General features: G+C 40.4%; 26 protein-coding genes. 12 read left to right on the top strand and 14 right to left on the bottom strand.

All coding sequences use genetic code 11. The annotated features are described in order from the left end of the window. Positions 1 to 145: 145 nt before the first annotated feature. The 5 genes from T7867_RS05570 to T7867_RS05550 all read right to left on the bottom strand — a co-directional run bounded on the left by T7867_RS05570 (position 146) and on the right by T7867_RS05550 (position 5,387). Positions 146 to 1,105 (bottom strand): N-acetylornithine carbamoyltransferase, encoded by a 960-nt coding sequence (locus T7867_RS05570; protein ID WP_068216624.1) that lies wholly within the window; start codon positions 1,103 to 1,105, stop codon positions 146 to 148. Positions 1,106 to 1,179: 74 nt separating this feature from the next. Further along, positions 1,180 to 2,313: an aspartate aminotransferase family protein gene (locus T7867_RS05565; protein ID WP_068216622.1), complete on the bottom strand. Its 1,134-nt coding sequence runs from the start codon at positions 2,311 to 2,313 to the stop codon at positions 1,180 to 1,182. A gap of 251 nt (positions 2,314 to 2,564) precedes the next feature. Further along, positions 2,565 to 3,518 carry an N-acetyl-gamma-glutamyl-phosphate reductase gene (argC, locus tag T7867_RS05560; protein WP_068216620.1) on the bottom strand — a complete coding sequence of 318 codons (954 nt, stop codon included), beginning with the start codon at positions 3,516 to 3,518 and terminating at the stop codon, positions 2,565 to 2,567. After that, complete coding sequence (gene argG, locus T7867_RS05555; RefSeq protein ID WP_068216618.1) at positions 3,515 to 4,714, bottom strand: argininosuccinate synthase; 1,200 nt, start codon at positions 4,712 to 4,714, stop codon at positions 3,515 to 3,517. The genes argC and argG overlap by 4 nt, the downstream gene beginning before the upstream one ends. Continuing rightward, on the bottom strand, positions 4,704 to 5,387 hold the full coding sequence (locus T7867_RS05550) for a GNAT family N-acetyltransferase (RefSeq protein ID WP_068216616.1): 684 nt from the start codon (positions 5,385 to 5,387) through the stop codon (positions 4,704 to 4,706). The genes argG and T7867_RS05550 overlap by 11 nt, the downstream gene beginning before the upstream one ends. Positions 5,388 to 5,716: 329 nt before the next feature. Between T7867_RS05550 and T7867_RS05545 the strand changes: the two genes are divergently transcribed. Both T7867_RS05545 and T7867_RS05540 read left to right on the top strand, forming a co-directional pair. Continuing rightward, positions 5,717 to 6,220, top strand: a complete 504-nt coding sequence (locus tag T7867_RS05545) for an RNA polymerase sigma factor (RefSeq protein WP_068216614.1) — start codon at positions 5,717 to 5,719, stop codon at positions 6,218 to 6,220. A 3-nt stretch (positions 6,221 to 6,223) separates the two neighbouring features. Next, entirely contained in the window at positions 6,224 to 6,871 is a 648-nt protein-coding gene (locus tag T7867_RS05540) for a hypothetical protein (RefSeq protein ID WP_068216612.1), read from the top strand. On the opposite strand, the gene T7867_RS05535 is transcribed toward T7867_RS05540, so the two are convergent. Next, on the bottom strand, positions 6,861 to 7,289 hold the full coding sequence (locus tag T7867_RS05535) for a hypothetical protein (protein ID WP_068216610.1): 429 nt from the start codon (positions 7,287 to 7,289) through the stop codon (positions 6,861 to 6,863). The two genes, T7867_RS05540 and T7867_RS05535, sit on opposite strands and share 11 nt — an antisense overlap. 21 nt (positions 7,290 to 7,310) lie before the next feature. On the opposite strand from T7867_RS05535, the gene T7867_RS05530 reads away from it, so the two are divergent. Then, entirely contained in the window at positions 7,311 to 8,177 is an 867-nt protein-coding gene (locus T7867_RS05530) for a formylglycine-generating enzyme family protein (protein WP_068216608.1), read from the top strand. Between the two features lie 73 nt (positions 8,178 to 8,250). Here T7867_RS05530 and T7867_RS05525 read toward each other — a convergent pair whose 3' ends face one another. The 4 genes from T7867_RS05525 to T7867_RS05510 form a co-directional block, all read right to left on the bottom strand. Then, the gene (locus T7867_RS05525) at positions 8,251 to 9,120 is read right to left on the bottom strand and encodes a DMT family transporter (protein WP_068216605.1); all 870 of its coding nucleotides are present in this window, start codon (positions 9,118 to 9,120) and stop codon (positions 8,251 to 8,253) included. A 98-nt stretch (positions 9,121 to 9,218) separates the two neighbouring features. Then, positions 9,219 to 9,695, bottom strand: coding sequence for a YcxB family protein (locus T7867_RS05520; RefSeq protein ID WP_068216603.1), 477 nt, complete (start codon positions 9,693 to 9,695; stop codon positions 9,219 to 9,221). Between the two features lie 107 nt (positions 9,696 to 9,802). Continuing rightward, positions 9,803 to 10,660, bottom strand: coding sequence for a carboxylating nicotinate-nucleotide diphosphorylase (gene nadC, locus T7867_RS05515; protein WP_068216601.1), 858 nt, complete (start codon positions 10,658 to 10,660; stop codon positions 9,803 to 9,805). 24 nt (positions 10,661 to 10,684) lie between these two features. Further along, positions 10,685 to 11,101, bottom strand: coding sequence for a DUF4783 domain-containing protein (locus tag T7867_RS05510; RefSeq protein WP_068216599.1), 417 nt, complete (start codon positions 11,099 to 11,101; stop codon positions 10,685 to 10,687). A 126-nt stretch (positions 11,102 to 11,227) separates the two neighbouring features. Between T7867_RS05510 and gpmI the strand changes: the two genes are divergently transcribed. Together gpmI and T7867_RS05500 are read left to right on the top strand one after the other, a co-directional pair. Continuing rightward, a complete protein-coding gene (gene gpmI / locus T7867_RS05505) occupies positions 11,228 to 12,745 on the top strand; it encodes a 2,3-bisphosphoglycerate-independent phosphoglycerate mutase (protein WP_068216597.1) in 1,518 nt (505 codons plus the stop codon). Continuing rightward, positions 12,742 to 13,314 carry a hypothetical protein gene (locus T7867_RS05500; RefSeq protein WP_068216595.1) on the top strand — a complete coding sequence of 191 codons (573 nt, stop codon included), beginning with the start codon at positions 12,742 to 12,744 and terminating at the stop codon, positions 13,312 to 13,314. Before gpmI ends, T7867_RS05500 begins: the two co-directional genes overlap by 4 nt. On the opposite strand, the gene T7867_RS05495 is transcribed toward T7867_RS05500, so the two are convergent. Further along, positions 13,311 to 14,237, bottom strand: a complete 927-nt coding sequence (locus T7867_RS05495; RefSeq protein WP_068216593.1) for a universal stress protein — start codon at positions 14,235 to 14,237, stop codon at positions 13,311 to 13,313. The two genes, T7867_RS05500 and T7867_RS05495, sit on opposite strands and share 4 nt — an antisense overlap. A 137-nt stretch (positions 14,238 to 14,374) precedes the next feature. Here T7867_RS05495 and T7867_RS05490 point away from each other — a divergent pair, with 137 nt between their 5' ends. Both T7867_RS05490 and T7867_RS05485 read left to right on the top strand, forming a co-directional pair. Further along, positions 14,375 to 14,698 (top strand): DUF6787 family protein, encoded by a 324-nt coding sequence (locus T7867_RS05490; protein WP_068216591.1) that lies wholly within the window; start codon positions 14,375 to 14,377, stop codon positions 14,696 to 14,698. A gap of 49 nt (positions 14,699 to 14,747) precedes the next feature. Further along, positions 14,748 to 15,164, top strand: a complete 417-nt coding sequence (locus tag T7867_RS05485; RefSeq protein ID WP_068216589.1) for a Fur family transcriptional regulator — start codon at positions 14,748 to 14,750, stop codon at positions 15,162 to 15,164. Here T7867_RS05485 and T7867_RS05480 read toward each other — a convergent pair. From T7867_RS05480 to T7867_RS05470, 3 genes are all read right to left on the bottom strand, one after another. Continuing rightward, entirely contained in the window at positions 15,161 to 15,391 is a 231-nt protein-coding gene (locus T7867_RS05480; RefSeq protein ID WP_068216587.1) for a hypothetical protein, read from the bottom strand. The genes T7867_RS05485 and T7867_RS05480 overlap by 4 nt on opposite strands. 41 nt (positions 15,392 to 15,432) lie before the next feature. Beyond that, positions 15,433 to 16,935: a sodium:proton antiporter gene (locus tag T7867_RS05475; RefSeq protein WP_068216585.1), complete on the bottom strand. Its 1,503-nt coding sequence runs from the start codon at positions 16,933 to 16,935 to the stop codon at positions 15,433 to 15,435. Between the two features lie 126 nt (positions 16,936 to 17,061). Beyond that, complete coding sequence (locus tag T7867_RS05470; protein WP_084375560.1) at positions 17,062 to 18,135, bottom strand: anhydro-N-acetylmuramic acid kinase; 1,074 nt, start codon at positions 18,133 to 18,135, stop codon at positions 17,062 to 17,064. Between the two features lie 206 nt (positions 18,136 to 18,341). Between T7867_RS05470 and T7867_RS05465 the strand changes: the two genes are divergently transcribed. From T7867_RS05465 to T7867_RS05445, 5 genes are read left to right on the top strand one after another with little or no spacing between them, the layout of a single operon-like run. Next, positions 18,342 to 19,652, top strand: coding sequence for a hypothetical protein (locus T7867_RS05465; RefSeq protein WP_068216583.1), 1,311 nt, complete (start codon positions 18,342 to 18,344; stop codon positions 19,650 to 19,652). A 13-nt stretch (positions 19,653 to 19,665) separates the two neighbouring features. Next, the gene (locus T7867_RS05460; protein ID WP_068216581.1) at positions 19,666 to 20,991 is read left to right on the top strand and encodes a tetratricopeptide repeat protein; all 1,326 of its coding nucleotides are present in this window, start codon (positions 19,666 to 19,668) and stop codon (positions 20,989 to 20,991) included. A gap of 60 nt (positions 20,992 to 21,051) precedes the next feature. Next, positions 21,052 to 21,597, top strand: coding sequence for an LPS export ABC transporter periplasmic protein LptC (gene lptC / locus T7867_RS05455; RefSeq protein ID WP_084375559.1), 546 nt, complete (start codon positions 21,052 to 21,054; stop codon positions 21,595 to 21,597). After that, positions 21,594 to 21,812, top strand: a complete 219-nt coding sequence (locus T7867_RS05450) for a hypothetical protein (protein WP_068216577.1) — start codon at positions 21,594 to 21,596, stop codon at positions 21,810 to 21,812. Before lptC ends, T7867_RS05450 begins: the two co-directional genes overlap by 4 nt. Continuing rightward, positions 21,812 to 23,095 carry a hemolysin family protein gene (locus T7867_RS05445; RefSeq protein WP_068216575.1) on the top strand — a complete coding sequence of 428 codons (1,284 nt, stop codon included), beginning with the start codon at positions 21,812 to 21,814 and terminating at the stop codon, positions 23,093 to 23,095. Before T7867_RS05450 ends, T7867_RS05445 begins: the two co-directional genes overlap by 1 nt. The last annotated feature ends 53 nt before the right edge of the window (positions 23,096 to 23,148 follow it).

Below are 23,148 nucleotides of genomic sequence, written 5' to 3'. Positions count from 1 at the left end.
CCGCTTTAGCGGTCGACTGAAGAATCCCCAATTAGATGCACCTCTTGGAGATTCTTCGGTCGCCTCATCCCCGATATTCATCGGGATGATTCTCCCTCTGAATGACGCGTACCTTTTACTCTAGCACTACCGTTAAGCTCCTCCTTTACAAGGAGGAGTTTGAGGAGGTAAATAACTCCGCAAACACAGCCTGAGCGCTATACACTCTGTTCTTAGCCTGTTGCAGGTGAATGGCATTTGGGCCATCCAGAATTTCATCTTTAATCACCAAACCTCTTCTGACCGGCAAACAGTGCATCACTTTGGCATTGTTCGTCACGGCCAGTTGCTCATTGCCAAAACTCCAGCTTTCATCCTGGCTCAAAATCTGACCATACTGCTTGTAAGATGACCAGTTCTTCACGTATACAAAGTCAGCACCTTCAAGGGCCTTCATCTGGTCATATTCAACAGGTACTCCACCAGCAAACTCTTCTGCCAGCTCATATCCTTCGGGATGAGTAATGGTTAGGTCTACAGGTGCCTCTCGCATCCATTCTACAAATGAATTAGGAACGGCTTGAGGCAATGCCTTAACATGCGGAGCCCAGGTGATTACCACCTTTGGTCTTTCAGATTTTTTCCAGTTCTCTTCGATAGTCATCCAATCCGCAAGGCTTTGTAGAGGATGTCTGGTGGCGCTTTCAAGGCTGACTACCGGAAGGCCAGAGTACCTTATAAATGCATTCAACAACTGCTCGGAATAGTCGGTATTTCTGTCTTTCAGCTCAGGGAAAGTACGAACCCCCAACACATCGAAGTACTGCCCCATTACGCCAGCGGCTTCTTTAATATGCTCGGCTTTGTTGCCGTTCATCTTCACTCCATCTTCGAATTCGAGTGCCCAGCCATCTTTTCCAATATCTAGCACAATGGCTTCTGCACCAAGGTTCTGAACAGCTACCTGCGAACTCAGGCGTGTTCTCAGACTTGGATTGAGAAATATCAGTCCAGCCCTTTTTCCTCTGGCAAAATCAGGAGTGAAAGGATTAGTCTTGATTTCCAGGGCCCTTTTTACCAGACCACCCGGGTCTTTTACATCTTTGACAGAAGTGAAGTTTTTCATACAAAGTTTTTGTGTTGATAGGTTTCGAAGTTTGGAGGTTGATTAACTTCTAAACTTGTGAACACCTCAACGACTCAACATAAATTATTCAATTCAATTTTTAGTGCTTCAAGGAATTGGATTAACTCCTCCTTGCTAACGGCCAGTGAAGGCAATAATCTCATCGTGTTTTTATCGCCAGCTGAGCCGGTAAATATTTTATGAGCGAAAAGCAGATTCTTTCTTAGCTCAGCTACCGGAAAATCGAAGCTCATGCCCAGCATAAGACCCATTCCACGTACTTCTTTAATTTGTGGAATAGCCTTGAGTTCTGCTATCAACCATTCTCCCAATTCAGCGGCATTCTCCATTAGCTTCTCTTGCTCGATTACTTCAAGTACGGCCAATGAAGCGGCACAGGCCAAATGATTTCCACCAAAAGTAGTGCCCAACATTCCATGCCAAGGCTGAATGTGAGGAGCAATCAAAATCATAGCTACGGGAAATCCATTACCAATTCCTTTCGCCAGTGAAATAACATCAGGTTGAATGCCACTGTGCTGATAAGCGAAGAACTTTCCTGATCGACCTGCTCCAGATTGCACTTCATCCATGATTAACAAGGCACCGGCTTCTCTACAAAGTGCCGAAACCTGCTGCAGATAATCATTGCTTGGTACATAGATGCCCGCAACTCCTTGCATGCCTTCAATAATGACAGCAGCTGTTTGATCATCAAGCTCAGCTTTAAGTGCCTCAATGTCATTCATCGGTACAAAAACCACCTGATGATCTGCATTGAATGGCGCAACAATTTTAGGGTTATCAGTAGCGGCAACAGCACCTGAAGTACGACCATGGAAGGCTTGCTTCATGGCAATCACTTTTTTTCTTCCAGTGTGGAAGGAAGCCAGCTTCAAAGCATTTTCATTCGCTTCGGCACCCGTGCTACAAAGGAATAATTGATAGTCTTCGCAGTTTGAAATTTCACCCAATTTTGCAGCCAGCTCCTCCTGAATAGAATTCTGTACCGCATTGGAATAGAAACCAAGAGCGTTCAACTGATCGGTCAGTCTCTTCACATAGTGTGGATGTGTGTGACCAATTGAAATTACAGCATGCCCTCCGTAGAGATCAAGGTATTCTGTTCCGTCTTTATCCCAAAGCTTTGAACCCAATGCTTTTACTGGCTCAATATCGTAGAGGGGATATACATCGAATAATTTCATTTTCTATCTCTTTGCTGTCATTCCCGTGATTCTGATGCTTCGGAACGGGGATCTCCCAATTGATAGAGAGAGATTCCCGCCTGCGCGGGAATGACGTACTTTCTTAGTTGTTTTTATGGCCTCACCCCAAACCCCTCTCCATGGAGAGGGGCTTTTGCGATGTGCTAGTTTTATATTCTTCAGTCTACTCTTGCAGACTGCTAAGCCTTCCCCCTTGGGGGAAGGTCCCGAAACATCGGGAGGATGGGGGCTCAAAAAGCACTCGCCTTCAATTTCAGCCCGGTGGTTTCTTCTAACCCGAACATCAGATTCATGTTTTGTACGGCCTGGCCGGAAGCTCCCTTTAACAGGTTGTCAATAGCTGATTGAACCATCAGATAACCATTGTGCATTTGTAAGTGAATGAAGCATTTGTTGGTGTTAACCACCTGCTTTACGTCTAAAGGGCTATCGGTTACCCAAGTGAACGGGTGTCCGTCATAGTATTCCTTATATACCCTCACGGCTTCTTCCAAAGGCCATTCGCAGTATTGGTAGGCAGAGATCAGAATACCTCGGGTGAAGTTTCCACGATAAGGAACAAAGTTGATGTTGTTTTCAAACCAAGGTTGATACTGCATCAAAGACTTTCGGATTTCCGCTAAATGCTGATGCTGAAATTCCTTATAAGTAGAAATATTGTTATTTCTCCAGCTAAAGTGAGTTGAGTCTGAAGGCATTACACCGGCACCGGTAGATCCAGTGGTTCCTGAAACATGTACTTCCTTGAGCATACCGTTGTGAGCCAATGGAAGCAAGGCCAATTCGATGGCTGTGGCGAAACAACCTGGGTTGGCTACAAAATTGGCCGATTTGGTGGCTTCTCTGTTCAGCTCAGGTAGTCCATACACTTTGCTGTCATCCAATCTGTAGTCATGAGCGAGGTCAATGATCTTTACGGAATCATCCACTTGATTGGCTTCCATGAACTTCATAGAGTCGCCATGACCCATGCAGAGGAATAAAACATCTAGATCGCTGTGCCATTCTGGTACGAACTCCATTTCGGTCTCACCCAACAGATCATTGTGAGAAGAATAGAGCTTTTTACCCGCCTGACTTCGGCTTTGAACGAAGCTGATTTCAGCTTCTGGATGGTTCAGTAGCAGGCGGATGAGCTCTCCACCTGTGTATCCAGCACCACCTATAATTCCAACCTTAATCATATCTCTTCTTCGTTTACCTGATGGTAAATGGCGTTCTGGTTACCAAATATTTTGGCAAAGCCTCTTACATCGTCACCAGTCCATGATTTATTCATTTCTCCATAGTGGCCGAATTTAGCAGACATCAGGTCATGAGCTGATTCAATACCGTTGACCTGATATCTGTAAGGGAATAGTGTCAGGAATACATCGCCTGAAACATTACGCTGAGTGCTTTTCAGCATGGCCTCAAGGTCACGCATTACAGGGTCCATGAATTGGCCCTCATGCAGCCAGTTGCCATAGAAAGCTGAAACCTGATCCTTCCAATAAATTTGCCACTTGCTGAGCACGTGTTTCTCCAAGGCCTGGTGAGACTTGATCAACAGTACACTGGCTGCGGCTTCAAAACCAACGCGGCCTTTGATACCGATGATAGTGTCGCCCACATGAATGTCTCTTCCTATTCCGAAAGGACCGGCTATTTTCTCCAGTGCCAAAATGGCTTCGGCTGGTTTGTGGTATGCTTTGTCGTTAATGGCTTTGATTTCACCCTTTTCGAAAGTCAGTTTTAATTCCTCTGCCGCTGTCTTTGTAACTTGAGTAGGGAAAGCAGATTCCGGCAGGTTACCATTAGATTTTAGGGTTTCCTTTCCTCCAACAGAAGTACCCCATAGGCCTTTGTTAATGGAATACACAGACTTGGTAAAATCCCAGTCTACACCTTTAGATTGTAGATATTCAATCTCTGCCTCTCTAGAAAGCTGCATGTCACGAATAGGAGTGATGATTTCCGCTTCAGGCATAAAAGTTTGGAAAATCATATCGAAGCGAACCTGATCGTTTCCAGCCCCTGTGCTACCATGAGCAATGGCCTTGGCACCAACTTCCTTGGCATACTGCGCAATGGCTACGGCTTGGGAAACACGTTCAGCACTTACTGAAAGAGGGTAAGAGCCGTTTTTTAGAATATTTCCGAAGATGAGGAAGCGAACTACCTTTTCATAGTAGTTGTCCGTTTCATCTATGGTTTTGTGCGATTTTACGCCTAAGCTTTTCGCTCTATCTTCAATTCTTTTGATTTCCTCAGCATCAAATCCACCAGTGTTTACTACCACCGAATGAACCTCCAGGCCTTTATCTTCAGATAAGTACTTCACGCAAAATGAAGTGTCTAAGCCACCGCTGAATGCTAGTACTACCTTATTATTTTCCATTTTCTTTGTTCTTTTTTCTTTCGTCAATTTTCAACATTACGCTCTTCTTGAACTTGATCCATCGTTCAAAAAGCTTCAGGTCTTTCTCCAATTCCCTTTCGGTCCAAACTGTCCTCTTAGGCTTAGCATTTTTCTCCCAAGCAGGGTTATAGAGCATGGCGGTACAGATACAGTTTTTCCTATTCTTAGCGGTGAGTATATCGAAGTTCACACAGGTTTTACAGCCAGCCCAGAAGTCTTCGTCTTGTGTTAATTCTTCGTAAATGACAGGCTTGTAACCCAGTTCTGAGTTGATTTTTAAGACAGCTGCACCAGTGGTTAAGCCAAAGATTTTTGCTTCAGGAAATTTCTTTCTAGAGAGTTTAAAGACTTCTGCTTTAATGCGTTTGGCCAGGCCGTGACCTCGAAACTCAGGATTAACAATTAGGCCAGAGTTAGCCACAAATTGCCCATGACTCCAAACCTCTATATAGCAGAAACCGGCCCATGTTCCATCTTGTGTATGAGCAATTACTGCCTTTCCCTCGTCCATTTTTTTGGATACATATTCAGGGGTTCTTTTGGCAATACCAGTGCCTCTTTTGGCTGCCGAGGCAGCAATTTCATCGACTATGGTCTGTGCATAGTGCAGATCTTCTGAGGTTGCGGGTCTTACGGTAATTTTTATTTCCATTTTGGATTTAGACTCTAGCTGACGACTGAAGTCACAAGCTAACAAGTAATAAAATAAGGATAATTAAGAAATATAGAAGGTTATGTCACCACGTAGGTAACAATGGAATATGTAGGCGACTAGCGCCTATCTTGCCTGATAGTGCTCACAGCCCTCACTCCTCTAGCGATATTAGAGGCTCCTGGTGGGGTTAATATGTTGGCTGCGTTTTGCATTTGAGGGAACAAAGGAAATAAAAAGTTTGAACTTTGAGTGAATTGCAGAATTTTTTTTGATACTCGGTGTGATTTTTTTCAAAAGCCTGCGATAAATAGACCAAACACAAAACATTGAAAGCAAGAGAAGAAGATTTCTTAGAACTCATCAAGCAGCACGAAAGACTGATTTACAAGGTCAGCTTTAACTACTGCCGCTATGCAAAAGACAGGGAAGATCTGGTGCAGGAAATCATCTTTCAGCTGTGGAACTCTTATCCGGGATTCAAACCTGATTTTAAGGTGAGCACCTGGATGTACAAGGTGGCTTTGAACACAGCGGTGAGTTTTTATCGGAAGCATGGAAAGAAAAAGGAGCAGGAAATTGCTCTGGACGACAGCAATATACACAGTCTGCAAACAGCTTCTACTGATAGCAAAGATGAACAACTCAAAATATTGGAAGGCTTTATTCAGGAATTAGAGCCAGTTAATAAGGCTCTGATTATTCTTCAGTTGGAAGGAGAGAGTATTGCCAGCATTGCTCAGATTGTTGGCCTCTCAGAAACCAATGTGGCCACTAAGCTCAGCAGAATCAAGAAATCATTAGCTCAGAAATTCAAAAGTCAAAATATCTAAGTCATGGAAAACAACGAATTACTACAACTCTGGAAAGGTTATGATCAGAAACTCGATCAGCTTTTGGAGATAGACAAAAAGAGAACCTATGAGAAAGCTCTGGATTCAGCCAAAAAGCGCTTCCATAAACTTACTTATGAACCAATTTTTGAGATTGTTCTGGCCGTCATCTTTATGTCATTCTCCGGTAGGTTAATGGTAGCCGTTTGGGGAGTTTGGCCTCTTACTGTAATAGCTGTGGCATTTCATGCCTTCCTTATCGCCACCATCATTTTCGATTTAAACCTCATTTACAGAGTGAAATCATTGAATTATGATTTACCGATGGCAGAATTGCAGAAGCAGATTCATCAACTCAAAAAAGCTAAAATACTCGAGATAAAGTTGATTCTCTGGGGAGTTGCCACCTTAGCCGGACCATTCGTATTTGCCTTTTTATATGTGCTTTTAGGTCAAGGGTATATTGGTGAAATTCCGAATCAGTTTTGGTACGTGAATGGAAGCCTTTGTCTGATTCTGGCCTTTGTGGCAGTACACCTTTCTGCAGGGCTTTCAACACCTAAAACGAAGCTGCAAAAGTGGTTTACTTCCAAATTAAAGTTTGGAGGGCTTGATGAGTCTACAGCAATTTTAGCTGAGCTCAAGGCTTAAAGAAGATGGACAGAATACGCATTAAAAAGTAGCCGGCAAATGGCAGAATTGGTGTGGCATAAGTGTATGCCCACCATATTTTGGACTTGGTGTCTTCTCCATGAAATGTTGCTGACCAATTGCCCGAAAGAGCATAGGTCATAGGAATCCACAAAACACCCAACACAAGGCTGATCAAAACACAGATTCTAAATACTTTGAGAGGAATAGGGTGAACCTTTCTGGTGCTTCTAATGATGAGGAAATTCAGCGGAAATAGAATGAACATCAGAGCTGTCATAAGATTACCCCACGGTAAACTCCCTCCTTCTACTACTGACATTGTAAGCAATGGTGAACCCGTTGCTAGTGATGTAATCACAAACATTTGGATTAGCACCGAAGCAAGAAAGAAGTATTTGATTCGTTTTTTGTTCATCTTAAACTCTAACTTAAAACAATGAACAAAGCTAACACACTTTTACTGGCAATACTGCTATTCTCAACATCATCCTTCGCTCAAAGGAAGGCTCCTAAAATTCCTGACATACTTTCCGAGAAACACTGGGCATATATTCCTAGTCAAGCTGGAGAAAATGGGTTTTATATGGCAAAGTTTGAAACCACGGTTAAAGACTATCGAGCCTTTTATATGGGTACAGGAGAAGAGTCTGCAGATCATTCACCAAAAACTAAAGTCTGGAGTTTCCAAGATGGATGGGATCAGCCCAATATGGAGTATTACTATAAACACCCTAGTTTCGACAATTATCCTATTGTTGGTGTAGACTTAAGCGATGCGAAAGCCTTTGCCGAGTGGCTTACCGTAGAATATAATAATCAACCGAAACGTGAGTTTGAAGAAGTCATTTTCAGGTTGCCAACTGAGCAAGAATGGGAATGGGCAGCGCGCGCAGGTAATGATATTGCTCCGTTCCCTTGGGGAGGACCCTATATTAGAAACTCTAAAGGAGATATTCTCGCCAATATTTTAAGAGTGAGCGACACAAACATAATCAGCCAAGTTCAAGACGATGGTTCAATTAAATTTAGTCTTGCTCAAGAACAGATGAAGAGTGTACGACCTACTAGCTATTCCACTCCAGTAAATCAATTTATACCAAATCGCTATGGCCTGTATAATATGAGTGGCAACGTGAGTGAGATGACTACTTCACTTTATGTCGAAGGGCGAAACTCAACTGTGGCTAAAGGAGGAAGTTATCTCCAGACTCCTTATTGGGCAATGATCAGTTCAAGGCAAGAGTTTGCAAAGCCAACAGCCTACACTGGCTTTAGGTTGGTGATGGAGGTGGTTGAGAAGTAGACCTCTTTCTTGCATTCAATATCTCGAACTGATAAAGAACCTTATATGGTTTTGATCCTGAAATTTATCTAGCTCAATTTCCTTCTGAGGAAGTTTTATAGCTGGTTCTTCTCCGCATTAGAACGCCAAAGATGTTTGCTGAAATAATTAAGCAGGCACCTATTACTTTATTAGTGTTCATGGTTTCGTTTAGAAAAATGTAACTAGTAAGCATAGCTATTGGCGAACCAAGGTAGAATATCAGGCTAGAATTGGTTGGTGGAAGCATTGTTGTAGCTCTTAACCAAAGTGTATGGGCTACAACAGTACAAATTACTCCGAGTATGGCTAGGTAAATCCAATCGAGCTGGGAGAGTTCCCAATTTGTTTCAGGGGTGAAAACTAGAAATACGAGCATGGCAAACGCATACTGACCAAAAGCACGAGTCATAGAGTCTATGTGTTGGTGGCGTTGCTGAACGAAAGGTAGAATGGCAAATACTAAGCCACTAGCCAAACCCACCAGAATGCCTGCAGTTACATCGTTCTTTAAATTGAAGTCTGGAACAATTAGGTAGATGCCTACCACGGCAATAAATACAGCTATTAGATCTACAGGTTTTGGTTTAACTCCTTTAATGATCCAGTTTAGGTATATCATATGTAAGCCAAAAGAAGAAACGCTTAGTATGGCCATTGAAGGAGTGGAGAGCTTTACGCTTATAAAGTAAGTAACCCAGTGCACTCCAAAGAGTAGACCTATCCAGACTAGTGCCCTCCATTCGCTTTTTCTTAGTTTGCTGATTTTTGAAGGTCCGGCTAATAGATATAGAAAAACCATACCAATAGACAAACGAACCACGCCTATGGTGAAGGCATTGGCTGCTACTTCCTTGATAAATATTGGAGTTATTCCGAAAATAAAGACTGCTATAAGCCCTTCTATGTAATAGCGAGAATTCACTGATTCAAGTTAGTGTTTAGAACAACTGCCTCCGAGACTAGAGCTTTAATAAAAAAAGCACAACCTGTGGCTGTGCTCTCTCTTCAACTAGGTTGAAATTATTCTTTTATAAGCCCCTTACGTTTCAAAATGGTCTCAATGAACTTTACCTCGTTCTGAGTCTTAAATACCGTGTAAGGAAACATCATCATTTGAGCCTTATTAATAACCAGCACAAATTGCTTCTTATCGGCCCAAGCCCTTTTCACCTGATCCCACTTCATAGGCATACCTTGCTTAGAGTTCAGTTTTATCAGAATCTGTCGGCTATCTATTTCGTAACTAAGTTTGTCAAAGAGCATTTTACTCTGCTCTAGTTGGGTTACACCAGCAAACTGAATTACCCAAAAAAGCACATAAAGTGTAAAAGCTATGAGGGCACCAATCCACCACCAGTTTGAAGGCACTACGAATGTCATGGCAGAAATAGCCAAGGCAATGAGTATAACCCACCATTGGTCGATGAAAACATTTTTAAGGCCTGCCTTCATATAGGCCTTTTTATCTAGAGCGTACTTCTTGGTTTTAACTATCATTTTTATGCTCCTTATGCACAGTGTCTAAAAAGGAACACAAACATAATGATCAAAACTAAGGCTTCAATCAATAGAACTAAAAAATTGCGTTTTGGCTTAGTCAATTACTATTCTGCTTTTAAACTTATATCCAAACTTTTAATAGAATGGGTAAGTGCTCCAACGGAAATATAGTCTACTCCGGTTTCGGCAACTGAACGAATGGTCTTTTCGGTAATGCCACCGGAAGCCTCTGTCTCTGAACGTTTTGCTATTAGTTCTACCGCTGCACGCATATCTTCATTGCTCATATTATCGAGCATAATTCTGTCTACTCCTCCAGCATCTAAGGCTTGCTGCACTTCATCTAGGTTTCTAGTCTCTACCTCAATTTTAAGTTTTAAGCCTTTTGCCTTTAAATACTCCCGAGTAGAATAAACAGCCTTTTCTATTCCACCAGCAAAATCTACATGGTTATCTTTTAGCATAACCATATCATAAAGCCCATATCTATGGTTTACCCCACCTCCTATAATTACTGCCCATTTTTCTAGCATGCGCATGTTTGGAGTCGTTTTTCTGGTATCCAAAAGTCGGGCAGAAGTTCCTTTAATCAGAGTATTCAGGTAGGCTGTTTTCGTGGCAATACCACTCATTCTCTGCATGCAGTTTAATAATAACCTCTCTCCAGATAGTATTGCCCTAACTTTTCCTTTAAGCCTAAGTATTATATCTCCCTTTTTTACTTCTTCCCCATCTTTCGCCAAGGGCTCAATGGTCATGTTAGGGTCAAGTTTATGGAAAATCAATGGGGCTAAATCCATACCGGCAATTACACCCGACTCTTTCATTAAAAGGTAGGCAGATTTCTCTGCATCTGCAGGTATGCTCGCTAAAGTTGAATGATCTCCATCACCCAAATCTTCCTGAAAAGCTCTGTCTATAAAATCGTTGAGTAATTCGCTAGTGACATAAGGTGGTCTCATATCACAAATGTAGCTAAAACCGAATTATCGTTCTTTAGTGAACTCCAATCGATATACTTTAAATACGTTGCTGAATTTTTTTGCACGAATAACCACTCTGTGATTTCCGCTAGAAGATGCGTAGGTACCAATAGCATAGATGATTCCACCAGCCGTGCTAGTACCGTCATGATTGAACTCAAAGCCTGTTGATGGATACTGCTGAAAAAACTGCTTCAACATGATTTCCGCTTGGTTTGAACTATACTCTTTCCGTTCTCCATCAAGTTTAATTTCAACCTTACTGTGAAGGTATTTGATAAGTTCTTTGGAGCTACTAGCCTTTAGCGACTCTTCAACTTTAACGATAATTACGTTATCGTCCTCTTTTTTCTGAGCAAAGGCAGAAAGAGAAAGAAACAGAGTCAGTACTAATACTGTGTATTTCAGATAGGTCTTCATGATTTAGAACTTGCTTCCGTATAACGAAAATAATGCCAATTATTCCACGGAGGGTTCAATGATTCGATCAAATTAATAGAATGAATGTTCTCTTACAAACCCCCTTGAATTTTTATATTTGCCCTTATGGAGAAACGCGTTTTATTGATGATTCTGGATGGCTGGGGACTAGCCTTAGACAAAAAGGTTTCGGCTATAGACCATGCCAACACACCAGTGATGGATAAACTATTTGAAACTTACTCACATAGTAGGTTAGAAGCTTCTGGACTAGCTGTTGGTTTGCCCGAAGGTCAGATGGGAAACTCTGAAGTTGGCCATATGAATATTGGTGCTGGAAGAGTGGTTTACCAAGACTTGGTAAAAATCAATAAAGCCGTAGAAGATGGCACCTTGGCTGAAAATGAGACTTTGAGGTCCACTTTAACCTATGCAAAAGCCAACGGAAAGAAAGTACACCTTATCGGTTTGGTTTCAGATGGTGGTGTTCACTCGCATGTTAACCACCTAAAAGGTCTTTTAAGTATATGTGCCGAAAATGACCTCAAAGAGGTGTTTGTTCATGCTTTTACTGACGGAAGAGATACTGATCCGAAGGGAGGAAAAGCCTATATGAACGATGTTGTTGAGCATTGTAAAAACACCACCGGGCAAGTTGCTTCTGTGGTAGGTAGGTACTATGCCATGGATCGGGACAATCGTTGGGAGCGTGTAAAACTAGCTTATGATGCCATGGTAAATGGTGTCGGTCAACCTTCTGAAAACATTCTTCAGTCTATTGAAGACTCATATACAGCAGGGGTTACAGACGAGTTTATTAAACCAATCATTCAGGTTGAAAATGGAAGTCCAGTTGCTAAAATTGCCGAAGGAGATGTAGTGATCTGCTTCAATTTTAGAACGGATCGTGGAAGACAAATAACTCAAGCCCTCACACAGGTAGACTTTGCAGACCAAGGCATGACAAAGCTTAGTCTGAAATATGTCACCATGACCAATTATGATGATTCCTTTAAAGGGGTAGATGTCATTTTTGGCAAGGATAATTTGAATAACACTTTGGGTGAAGTCCTTGAAAGAGCTGGTAAAAAGCAGATCAGAATTGCTGAAACGGAAAAATACCCACACGTTACCTTCTTTTTTAGTGGAGGAAGAGAGACTGAGTTTGAAGGCGAGAAAAGAATTTTATGTCCTTCTCCCAAAGTAGCTACTTATGATCTTCAACCAGAAATGAGTGCTAACGATATAAAGGAGGCCATCATTCCTGAATTGAATGCAAAATCTTCTGACTTCATTTGCTTAAACTTTGCAAATGCCGATATGGTAGGGCATACAGGCGATTTCGATGCCGCAGTAAAGGCCTGTGAAACTGTAGACACTTGTGCAGGAGAAGTTTTGGAAGCTGCTTTGGCTAGTGATTACACCACCATTGTAATTGCAGACCATGGAAACTCAGACATCATGGTTAATGCTGATGGCTCGCCAAATACGGCTCATACCACGAACCTTGTCCCTTGTATTTTGGTTGATAATGACTTAAAGCTTGAATTAAAAGACGGTAAGCTGGGAGATTTAGCACCAACTATTCTCAAATTAATGGGTGTAGAAGTGCCTTCCGAAATGACAGGTGATACATTAATATGAAGCATTTCCTTTTATTTTCACTAAGTACACTGCTATTACTCGGGTGTAATATCAGACCCGAGAACAACATTGAAGAACTCTCTTACTTTAACATTGAAGAGCTCTTAGAGGCTGAAATTCAGTATTTAATTGATGAGAATGCAGGCTTAGAGAAGACGGTAGAGTCTAATGGCAATACAGACCTCCTTGAGATTCACCCTCAAACTAAGGACGAATGGGAATCTCAGTTTAGTTTGTTTTATGAAGCCAATATAGCTCAGCCTGGCCTAAGAGATGCTTATAGAGAGGAGGAGTTGACTCCACTTGAAGGAGTACGCACCAAGATTTTTAGTGCTAGAGCTAAAAAGAGCTTCGTTCAGACTTTTGAAGTGATTTATAATCAGGACAAGTTGAGTCAGATTAATATTCAAACTCAAGAGGAAAACGAAATATATTCTAACTACAGAACCCTAAAACTTTTCTTCGATGCCGAAGGCAAGCACATTGTGGGGTTTGATGTTACCGGAGATGAGGATATGCGCCTGAAGGAACCTATGAAGATTCACATTCAGGCGGTTATCACTTATTAGATTCTGAAAAGGGCGTCTAAGAAACTCATGTTTTCTTTGCCCATTTTCACTATCATTATGGGAATATCATTGCCTTCCTCTACTAACTTTTCAGCTACGGAGCCAATTAGTACAGAGGCTGGTCCAGAGCGACCTTTAGAGCCAATCATTATAAGATCTACCCCTTTTTCTGCTCCTGTTTTATAGATTTTATCCGCTGGATGAGGATCGTCATCTAAAGCAAAAGTATGGTCATACTCAACGCCTTCTAAGTCCATCTTCTTGAAGAATCGATCGCACTCCTCCTTAGTGTTTTCAAGCATTATTTCGGCAAACTCTTCATAAGTTTTGCCCGACTTATAATAGCCTGTAGGCACTTTATAAACATTGTTACTTAAGAGCTGAGCACCACACTTTTTCTGAATGGCTGCACCAATTTCGAAAGCCATTTTTGAGTGGTCGGAATAGTCTATAGAGACCATTATCTTATTCCACTCCAATGGAGGGTTTTCAGTAACAAAGATTACTGATGAACTGATAGATTTGGCGATTTTTTTAGAGTTGAGCCCAGAACCTCCATGTTCAGCCTTTCTACCCAAAAGAGCCAAGTCAATCACTTTTACTTTTGCAAGTTTGAGTATCTCTTCTGTTACCTTGCCTGTAGTTACAATTGTTTTTGTATCACAGTTAGGTGGAAGAACAAAGTGCTCGTTGATCTCTTCTTCCATTTCCTTTTCAATGGCTTCGTCTACAGGAGCAAATACATCGGCATATTTCTCCTGAATCTCTTCGGGTAGCTCTAATGAACTGGCAATGTTTACAAAGTAAACAGTGTCAATGTCAAATACTTTGGCTGCCATTGAGGCGTATTTTAGAAGATATACATCCATTTGGCTCAGGTCTAGAGCCACAAGCATTCGCTGGTACTTACTTAAGTCTTGCATAGTTGTTTTAGGATTCCACTACAATTTATTGAATTAATGTGCTCCTACAGCAGCCATTCTTAAATTTTTGATGGTTTTAGAATATCATTCCCGAATAACTAACTGGCTTTTATATATTTGCCGCCCAAACCGAAATTATGGCTAAGCAGAAGTTTCTGGAAAGATTGCAGGAGAAGTGGGGATTGAAGTCGGCTTTTCAAACGGTAATGGTGCTCATTGTTTTCGCTTTTACCGGATCTACAGTACTATTTATTAAACCTATTGTTTTCGACTTAGTAGGTTTCGAGAACGTACACGGCTTTTGGGGACTTCTATTATATGTAGTCTTGATTTTCCCTCTATATCAAATATTAATTCTCATTTATGGGTTTATATTTGGGCAGTTTGCATTCTTCTGGAACTGGGAAAAGCAGTTCGTAAGCAGAATGGGCAAGCTGTTTAGTAGACGAAAAAAGCGTTGAACCATTTAGTTCTAATTGGGCTTATCTGATTGTATTAATATATTTAATTGTGAATTCGGAAGTAAAAAGATTATTGAAAGATCATTCGCTTAGACTTACCCAAAGTAGAGGCGATGTGATTTCCGTTTTCCTAGATAAAAACGTGGCAGTTAGCCATGGTGATATTGAATCAGAGATAGACGGAAAATACGATAGGGTTACTATCTATAGAACACTAAAGTCATTCATTGACAAAGGACTTATACACAGGGTTTTAGATGATTCTGGTGCTACGAGATATGCACTTTGTCATGACAATTGCTCTGAAGACTCACACAAGCACAATCACATTCACTTTAAGTGTCAGAAGTGTGATGAAACTACTTGCATTGAGCATGTAGATATTCCTGAGGTAAATTTGCCTAATGGTTTTCAAGCCATAGAAAGCAACTATTTGGTATCGGGTATTTGCAAGAAGTGCAATTAGTAAGTCTCTCTTTCTAATTCTTTCGAAGGCATTGAGCCACCAGAGCCATCTGGCCAAACTATACCAGGAGGTAAATCTATTTTTGGCCCAGAATCAATACTAATACCACCATCATTATTATCAGTTCCACTGGTTCGTTTCCTGCTTCTCATAAGCGTAAATGCTAGGTAGGTTAACAGCACGTAAGTTAAACCAGATAGAATAAGATCGTAGTAAAAGCTATTCATGAGTAAGTAATATACTCATAAATGGGGCTTGATGTTTTGAATTACAGCACAAAGAATATCAACCATACCAGAATAAATACTGGAACTAGAATTGGAACTGAATACCTAAGAATATAGCCAAAGAAAGAAGGCATGTGAATACCAGTTTGCTCGGCAATAGACTTAACCATAAAATTAGGCCCGTTTCCAATGTAAGTCATTGCTCCAAAGAATACCGCACCAATTGCAATGGCTTTAAGGTTAACTACCGATTCTGGATAAACACCACCAGCAGCATACGCCTGAACATCTGCAATAACGCTTATATCTCCACCCTGAGAAGCTAATGCAGCCGCCAAGAAATTAAGATAGGTAGGTGCATTATCTAAGAAACCGGAAAGAAGACCTGTTCCCCAGTACAATGTATTGGGGTTAATTAAGCTCACACCTGCTTCTGATTGAGCAAACTCAGAGACCAAAGCCAAAGCTGGCATCATAGTTCCGAAAATACCGATAAAAATAAACGCTACTTCCCTTATAGGCTCGAAGTTAAATTCATTGCCATTAATGGCTTCTTTGCTAGCAAACTTGTAAGAGAAAATTCCCACAGAGAACATAATGAGCTCTCGTAAGAATGAGAACTTCTGTCCATCATATACAATGGCAGGAACTCCATCAATTACATTAGGATCTAGGAAAACAGATGCTATTATTATGGCTAACCAAATAAAGTTCTTGCCACCTACAATGGTTGTCTTGCCCGAGAATTCAACAGTCTCATCTATGTCATGGTCTACGTTTCTTTTATCTACTAGGTAGAACATTACTGCCAAGAAGGCCAGAGCAAATACCCAAGGTACTGCGTTATGCACAACAGTCCACATAAAAGGCACTCCTTTTAAGAAACCTAAAAATAATGGAGGGTCACCAATTGGCGTAAGAGCACCACCAATATTACTCACCATAAAAATGAAGAAGATAATATGGTAAGGACGAATTCTACCTTGATTCAACCTAATAAAAGGACGAATCAAGAGCATAGAAGCCCCTGTGGTTCCTATGAGGTTGGCTATAACAGCTCCAACCAACAATAGGCCCACATTGGCCATTGGGGTAGCTCGTTTGTCTACTTTAATCATTATTCCGCCAGAGGCGATATAAAGAGAAGAGAGCAAGGCTATAAATTGTACGTATTCGGCCAATGCATGCACTGGTGCATGAGTATTGTGTAGACCAAATAGATAGTATAATACTACAATAGCTGCTAAACCAACTGCTACTATAGGATAGTTCTTATGCCAGAAATGTTCGTAGAAAAGTGGTCCTGTAGCAATCATTCCTAACAATAGAACGAAAGGAATAACCGACCAGCCCGGAGGGGCAGAATCATGATGCTCATCATCTACATGAGCCTCTACAGCATGCCCTTCAACCTCATCTTGATGCTCATCTTGATAATATGAAGGAGCGTTTTCAACGACAACCACTTCTGCTCTTAGCTGATTTATGGGGGCAAACAATGCCATCATAAGGCCTACCAAGAATAGAAAGACAGTTTTTTTCATCAAAATTGGAGTGAGTCGCTAAAATAAAAAGGGTTCAGACAATTATCAAACCCGGTCATTAGGGCGCCAAGATACATTAAGGATCAGAAACCTTCATTACCTCAAAATAAAATAATTGATAATCGGTCAAAATCCAATCAAATCACCTGCACTAACATCATACTCTGCTCCGGTAACTGAAGAAAGACAGTTAGGCCTTCCCTCAAGCCTAAGTAAGCCTAAATAGGCAAATATTAGTGCTTCTTTAAATTCTATGATTTTACTTTCTGGTAACACAATATCAGCTCTAGAATAAGTTTTAAGCCTAGAAATGAAGAATTGATGATAGGCTCCGCCACCAGTTACTAGTACTTTTTTACCCTTGTTTTCATTGATGGTAGAAGCGATTTCCATGGCTGAATGCTCTATAAAAGTTGCCATTTTATCTTCCAAACTAATCGAGGAGTTTTTTAAAAGTGGTAGCCAGTTTTTCTGATAATCTTCAATTCCTAGCGATTTTGGGCCCCGTTGACTTAAATAAGGGAGTTGGCTAAGTTCAGACAATAGCGATTCATTTATACGGCCAGTAGCCGCTATCTTTCCTTCCGAGTCGTAAGGAAGTCCTTTTTCATTTGCCAGATAATTAAGTGCCATATTAAAAGGGCAAATATCGAAAGCCACTCGTTTACCTTCTTTTTCGAAAGAGATATTAGCGATACCGCCAAGGTTAAGAGCGAAATCGTATGTGGCAAACAAATCTCGATCACCAATAGGTACCAAAGGAGCACCTTGACCGCCAGCTTTTACATCGGCAACTCGGAAATTATTGATTACTGAAATTTGACAATGGTTATAAATCTCTTCTCCAGAACCAATTTGGACAGTAATTCCCTTTTCAGGTTGGTGAAAAACAGTGTGCCCATGAGAGGCTACGCAATCAACCATTTGTGATCTTGTACCTAAGAATTTATTTATTGACTTCCCGATAAAAACCCCGAGATCGATATCTAGCTTTTGAATACCTTCTTCAGATAGCTCGATGGCATGTCTTAAGCGATGGCTGAGTTCCTTCGGATAAGGTATAGTCTCACACTTATTCAACTCAAAACTCCACGAGGCTTTATTACTTTCCCTGGAGAAAAAGGTCTCCGCCAAGTCTAAGCCATCTAAAGAGGTACCTGACATTATACCCAGTATGGTAATTTGATTCTTCACCATCATCTTTTATTAAACCTCGTTTACTAACCGTAATTAGGCAGAATTCTCTGATTTCTAGTAGGTTCCATTAACGGACTCAATAAGCAAACGATTGCCTTTCTCAAATTTTGTTAAAAAAGCTGGCAATTAGCTCATTACAACCTCCATCAATATGAAAACATTTGAATCTAATTGAAAAACTGACATCTTTGTAACCCTCAAAATTGTGCATGTTGGAAATTTCTGTGTTAAGGCGTTCGAAGTTTAGGTTGAGATATATAAATCTGGCTTTTATACTAAGTTTTGTTGCATTCCAAACAGCAATGGCTCAAGGCGATCAGTCTAGTTATTCAGCCCTTGGTGTTGGGAGTTTAAACTGGAGTGGTTTTGCTCAAAATGAAGCCATGGGAGGTTTAGGTGTAGGTTACAATACCAAATACTTTTACAATGATCTGAACCCAGCCCTATTGGGCGCCAACTACGAGGCAGTCTTTCAATTAGGCACTACTGTAGACTATCGAAATATAACGAATGGCTCTGACTCATATAGTACCGTATCTGGTGGGTTTAAAGAATTTGCTATGAGCGCTCCATTGGTTTATGGAAAATGGAATTTAGGAATATCTCTTTCTCCTTACACCTCAGTTAATTATGGGTTTACTCAAGTACAAACCGGACCTGAAGGAGGGGATACTAATATTGATGTAACTGGTCGAGGAGGAATAGATCAAGCAAATCTTGTAACATCATTTAAAATTGGTGATTTGTCAATAGGCTTAAAAGGGACCTACTACTTCGGAATTATTAATAATGAAGACAAGTTTACCCTTACAGATATCAATTCAAATTTTGCTACTACAATTGTAAATGAGAGAAGAAGCTTTGGACAACTGGCAGCAAGTGCAGGCCTTTATTATAACTTGAATTTAAGTAATAATAAGAGACTTAATTTTGGAGCCTATTATAACCCTGGTTTTAACCTGAGGCAGGAGAGGTTGGTAACATTTGAGAACGAAACCCCTAATGGGACAACAACAAGTACCGACACATTGGCCTATAATAAAGATGAGTCGCTCTACATTCCTGAGAAAATGGGGTTTGGTATATCATATGAGAAATTCAGGTCTTTCGCGGTAGGTTTAGATGTTCAATTTCAAAATTGGCGGTCATACCGAAACTACCAAGGTTCTACCGAATCCTACTACGGAAATGCCATAAGAGTCGCCTTGGGTACAGAATATATTCCTAATGCAGAACAGCCTACTAAATTGATAAATGTAACTAGTTTTAGGTTTGGTATACATTACGAAAAGACGCCATTTTTGATCAGCAATGAGGTGGTGAACGATTTTGGTATAAATTTTGGAGTTTCAGTACCGTTGAGTTCATTTTGGGGATTATCTCATTTGAACGTTGGTGCGACATTAGGTCAGAGAGGAAATATCTCAACTACTGGCTTAGTTCGAGAGAATTACGTAAAATTGAACCTTGGTTTCTCTTTACAAGATATAACCTGGTTCTCAAAGCAAAGATTTAACTAAAACTACTGATATTATGAGATTAAAAGCTCTAATGATAATAGCCTTCTTGGCTATCTGCTCATCAGCCAGTGCACAATTTGCATGGCCAGAAGATCCTGAGCAGAGATCTGAGGCGCAAACGCTTTGGACTTTATTTGACGATAATTACCGACAAGGTAATTACGAGGCTGCAAAACCACACCTTGCCAAATTAGTTGAGAAGTTCCCTACTTTGAGCACAGCCCTATACATTAATGGTATTAAGGTTTGGGAAGAGTCTTACGACAATGCAAAAGTGGATGCTGAAAAGGATAAAGCTGCAGAAATGGTGCTTAAGCTTTACGATATGCGTTTTGAAAACTTCGAAGGTGAAGAAGAAAAAGCTATCGATAGAAAAGCTATTGCTGCATATAAATTCTATGTTAGAGATGCAGATAAGACTCAAATGCTCCTCGATCTTTTTGAGAAGTCATATGAGATCAAGGGAATGGACGCTTTCTACCCGTTAGGAAGATACTATATGCAGGTAGCGGTATTAGCCTTTGCTAGGTCTAATGTTGAAATTAGCAAAGATCAGATTCTTGAAATTTATGAGCAGAGTACCAAGCACATCGATCATGAAATTGCTCAGGTGAAAGCTGCGAATAAAAGCACTAAGCGTTATGAGGAGATAAAAGAGTTCATCGATGGTAAGCTTGCCGACATGGGCATCATTGATTGTGATTTCGTTGTAGAAAAGCTAGTGCCTGAATTTGAGCAAAACCCTAACGATGCTGAGTTGGCCAATAAAATTTTCGTATTCGCTTATGAAGGTGGCTGTACAGATGCTGAATGGTTTGTAAAGGCAGCTGAAACTCATTTTGCAAATAGCCCTCAGTATGGTGTTGGTTATCTGTTAGGTGTGAAGTTTGGTGCAGATAAAGAGTACGAAAAATCTAAAGAGTACTTCATTAAGGCTGCAGAATTAACCGATGACAACACAAGTAAGGGTAAGGCATTGAAGCAAGTAGCTGCCACTGAAAGAATTAATGGTAATTATTCTGAAGCTAAAAAGTATGCGCTTGAAGCAGCTGAAATTGACCCTACTCTAAAAGCTGAAATGTATGAGCTTATTGGAGACATGGTTATGGCTAGCACACAGTGTGACAAAAAAGTTAGCCAAGTAGATGATAGAGCAAGATACATTGCTGCCTATGATTACTATGCTGTAGCTGGAAACAGCACAAAAATGGCTCAGGCTAAAGAGCAGTTCCCTACTATGTCAAGCATCTTTACTGAAAACAAGAAAGAAGGTGATTCTATGACTGTTGGTTGTTGGATTAACAAAACGGTTAAACTTCAAAGAAGACCAGAACAATAGAAATTGTATAACGTATATAGAACGGTCTTTTCTTCAGGGAAAGACCGTTTTTTATTATCAATGAACAAACTAAACCTCTTCTTATTCCTATTGCTTTCTGGAGTTGTCCTTGCGTCATGCTCGTCAGACCAAAAACGACTGGCAGACATGGAAGTATATGAAGGGCCTATGTATGAGTCTGAAGATGTAAAGATTCTTTTTACAGACTCAACAGTGGTAAGAGTAATTGTATACGGAAACAAGCAACTACAGCATCAGAATGGAGACATTGAGTTTCCTGATGGCATTAAGATCGAGTTTTATGGCAAGAATGGTGAACAGACTTCCGAATTGACTGCACAAAGTGGTTTTAAAGAGAACGGTAGTAATGTATACAGAGCTAATGGAGACGTGTTTGTAAACAATCTTCAGGTTAAACAGACTCTTAAAACAGAAGAACTATTTTGGAGTCCAGAGTCTGAAAGGATTTTTACCGATAAATTTGTTATTGTAGAGTCAGAAAGTGAAATCATTCAGGCAGAAGGGATGACAGCCCCTCAAGACTTTTCTAGCTATGAGTTTACTAACCCGAGAGAATCAACCACCATTTTAAAAGACGACTTTTGAAAAATTTAGGAGACACCATTTTATTCTCACTGAGTGTAGTATTCTTTGTAATAGGAGTTCACCAAACAATGAATTTTGGTATAGCCTCTTCCTATTTCATTTTCATGATATCACTTGGTTTGCTATTTTTAATGAGATATAGAAGAGCCAAGAGAAAAGAAGAAGACAAACAAAACCAATCTGGCTCTTCAAAAAAGACTAAGTCTAAGCGCTAATGGATACTTACCAACTGACCATGATTTTGGTCTGTCTTATTTTTTCAGCCTTTTTTTCTGGAACCGAAATAGCTTTTGTAAGTGCCAGTAAACTACAAATTGAGCTTCAGAGCCAGCAAGGCAAACTAGCGGGGCGAATATTGGCCTTTTTTACCCAAAAACCTTCTAGGCTTATTAACACTGCACTGGTAGGCAATACCATAGCGCTGGTCATATATGGTATTTTTATGGCAAGTGTGCTCGAGCCGTGGATTGCCAACAAGCTTCCTGAAAACCTTAATTCTCAGAGTACGGTGGTTATCTTACAGACTCTTCTGTCTACTATCATTGTACTATTTACAGCCGAGTTTACCCCAAAAAGCATCTTTCTGCTCAACCCCAATAACCTCCTGAGCTTATTGGCCATTCCAATGATTATCATCTTCTTCATCATGTTTCCGGTGGTGTGGTTAATAGAACAAATGTCTAAGTTCATTATTCTCTTTGTGTTGAGACAGCCATATTCTGAAGATAGACAAGTTTTCGGACTGACAGACCTTAGCAATTACATTAAGCAGAATACGCGTGACGATATTAAGAAAACAAAAGTAGAGCTAGACACTAAGATTTTTAACAATGCACTTGAATTCAAAACAGTAAGAGTTCGGGAGTGTATGATACCACGCACAGAAATTTCTGCCATAGATATAGAAGACAGTGTAGAAGATCTTAAAACTGAATTTATTGAAAGTGGCCACACTAAAATTCTAGTGTACAGAGAAAGCATAGACGATGTAATAGGCTACTGTCATGTTCTAGATTTATTCAAGAAACCTCAAGACATTGGTAGTATGCTCACACCAATTATCATTGTTCCTGAAACTATGCTTGCCAATGAACTGATGATTCAATTCATACAAGAAAGGAAAAGTCTTGCACTGGTAGTAGATGAGTTTGGTGGTACTTCTGGCATAGTTAGCCTAGAAGATGTTATTGAAGAAATTTTCGGTGAAATTCAGGACGAGCATGATGAAGATGAAGACTGGGTAGAGCAGAGAATTGATGAAGACAAATACATACTTAGCGCCAGACACGAAATTGACTACTTGAATGAAAAGTATAAGTGGGACATTCCTGAAGGAGATTACGATACCTTAGGAGGTTTCATTTTATCAATAACCGAGAGTATACCTGAGGTTCACGACATTATAAAGCACGGGTTGTTTGAAATAAAGGTTGTCTCAATGGAAGATGCTCGAATAGACAATGTTTTATTTATCTATAACCCCGACCAAGAGGACTGATTCTTAGGTAGTTTTACGCCATTTTTCCTTTGACTTTCGGGCATAATTGAATT

The sequence above is a fragment of the Roseivirga spongicola genome (assembly GCF_034376045.1).
Taxonomy (GTDB): Bacteria; Bacteroidota; Bacteroidia; order Cytophagales; family Cyclobacteriaceae; genus Roseivirga; species Roseivirga spongicola.
The sequence above is the reverse complement of the archived record's forward strand: the minus strand, read 5'-3'. Positions and strand labels throughout refer to the sequence as shown.

Coding starts and splice junctions, on each gene's coding strand:
- T7867_RS05500 (WP_068216595.1), top strand. CDS start 12,742: ATGAAGCATTTCCTTTTATTTTCACTAAGTACACTGCTATTACTCGGG.
- argC (WP_068216620.1), bottom strand. CDS start 3,518: ATGATTAAGGTTGGAATTATAGGTGGTGCTGGATACACAGGTGGAGAG.
- T7867_RS05490 (WP_068216591.1), top strand. CDS start 14,375: ATGGCTAAGCAGAAGTTTCTGGAAAGATTGCAGGAGAAGTGGGGATTG.
- T7867_RS05550 (WP_068216616.1), bottom strand. CDS start 5,387: ATGGAAATAAAAATTACCGTAAGACCCGCAACCTCAGAAGATCTGCAC.
- nadC (WP_068216601.1), bottom strand. CDS start 10,660: ATGAGACCACCTTATGTCACTAGCGAATTACTCAACGATTTTATAGAC.
- T7867_RS05480 (WP_068216587.1), bottom strand. CDS start 15,391: ATGAATAGCTTTTACTACGATCTTATTCTATCTGGTTTAACTTACGTG.
- T7867_RS05570 (WP_068216624.1), bottom strand. CDS start 1,105: ATGAAAAACTTCACTTCTGTCAAAGATGTAAAAGACCCGGGTGGTCTG.
- gpmI (WP_068216597.1), top strand. CDS start 11,228: ATGGAGAAACGCGTTTTATTGATGATTCTGGATGGCTGGGGACTAGCC.
- T7867_RS05535 (WP_068216610.1), bottom strand. CDS start 7,289: ATGAACAAAAAACGAATCAAATACTTCTTTCTTGCTTCGGTGCTAATC.
- T7867_RS05475 (WP_068216585.1), bottom strand. CDS start 16,935: ATGAAAAAAACTGTCTTTCTATTCTTGGTAGGCCTTATGATGGCATTG.
- T7867_RS05495 (WP_068216593.1), bottom strand. CDS start 14,237: ATGCAAGACTTAAGTAAGTACCAGCGAATGCTTGTGGCTCTAGACCTG.
- T7867_RS05470 (WP_084375560.1), bottom strand. CDS start 18,135: ATGATGGTGAAGAATCAAATTACCATACTGGGTATAATGTCAGGTACC.
- T7867_RS05465 (WP_068216583.1), top strand. CDS start 18,342: ATGTTGGAAATTTCTGTGTTAAGGCGTTCGAAGTTTAGGTTGAGATAT.
- T7867_RS05510 (WP_068216599.1), bottom strand. CDS start 11,101: ATGAAGACCTATCTGAAATACACAGTATTAGTACTGACTCTGTTTCTT.
- T7867_RS05445 (WP_068216575.1), top strand. CDS start 21,812: ATGGATACTTACCAACTGACCATGATTTTGGTCTGTCTTATTTTTTCA.
- T7867_RS05460 (WP_068216581.1), top strand. CDS start 19,666: ATGAGATTAAAAGCTCTAATGATAATAGCCTTCTTGGCTATCTGCTCA.
- T7867_RS05540 (WP_068216612.1), top strand. CDS start 6,224: ATGGAAAACAACGAATTACTACAACTCTGGAAAGGTTATGATCAGAAA.
- T7867_RS05520 (WP_068216603.1), bottom strand. CDS start 9,695: ATGATAGTTAAAACCAAGAAGTACGCTCTAGATAAAAAGGCCTATATG.
- T7867_RS05530 (WP_068216608.1), top strand. CDS start 7,311: ATGAACAAAGCTAACACACTTTTACTGGCAATACTGCTATTCTCAACA.
- lptC (WP_084375559.1), top strand. CDS start 21,052: ATGAACAAACTAAACCTCTTCTTATTCCTATTGCTTTCTGGAGTTGTC.
- T7867_RS05565 (WP_068216622.1), bottom strand. CDS start 2,313: ATGAAATTATTCGATGTATATCCCCTCTACGATATTGAGCCAGTAAAA.
- argG (WP_068216618.1), bottom strand. CDS start 4,714: ATGGAAAATAATAAGGTAGTACTAGCATTCAGCGGTGGCTTAGACACT.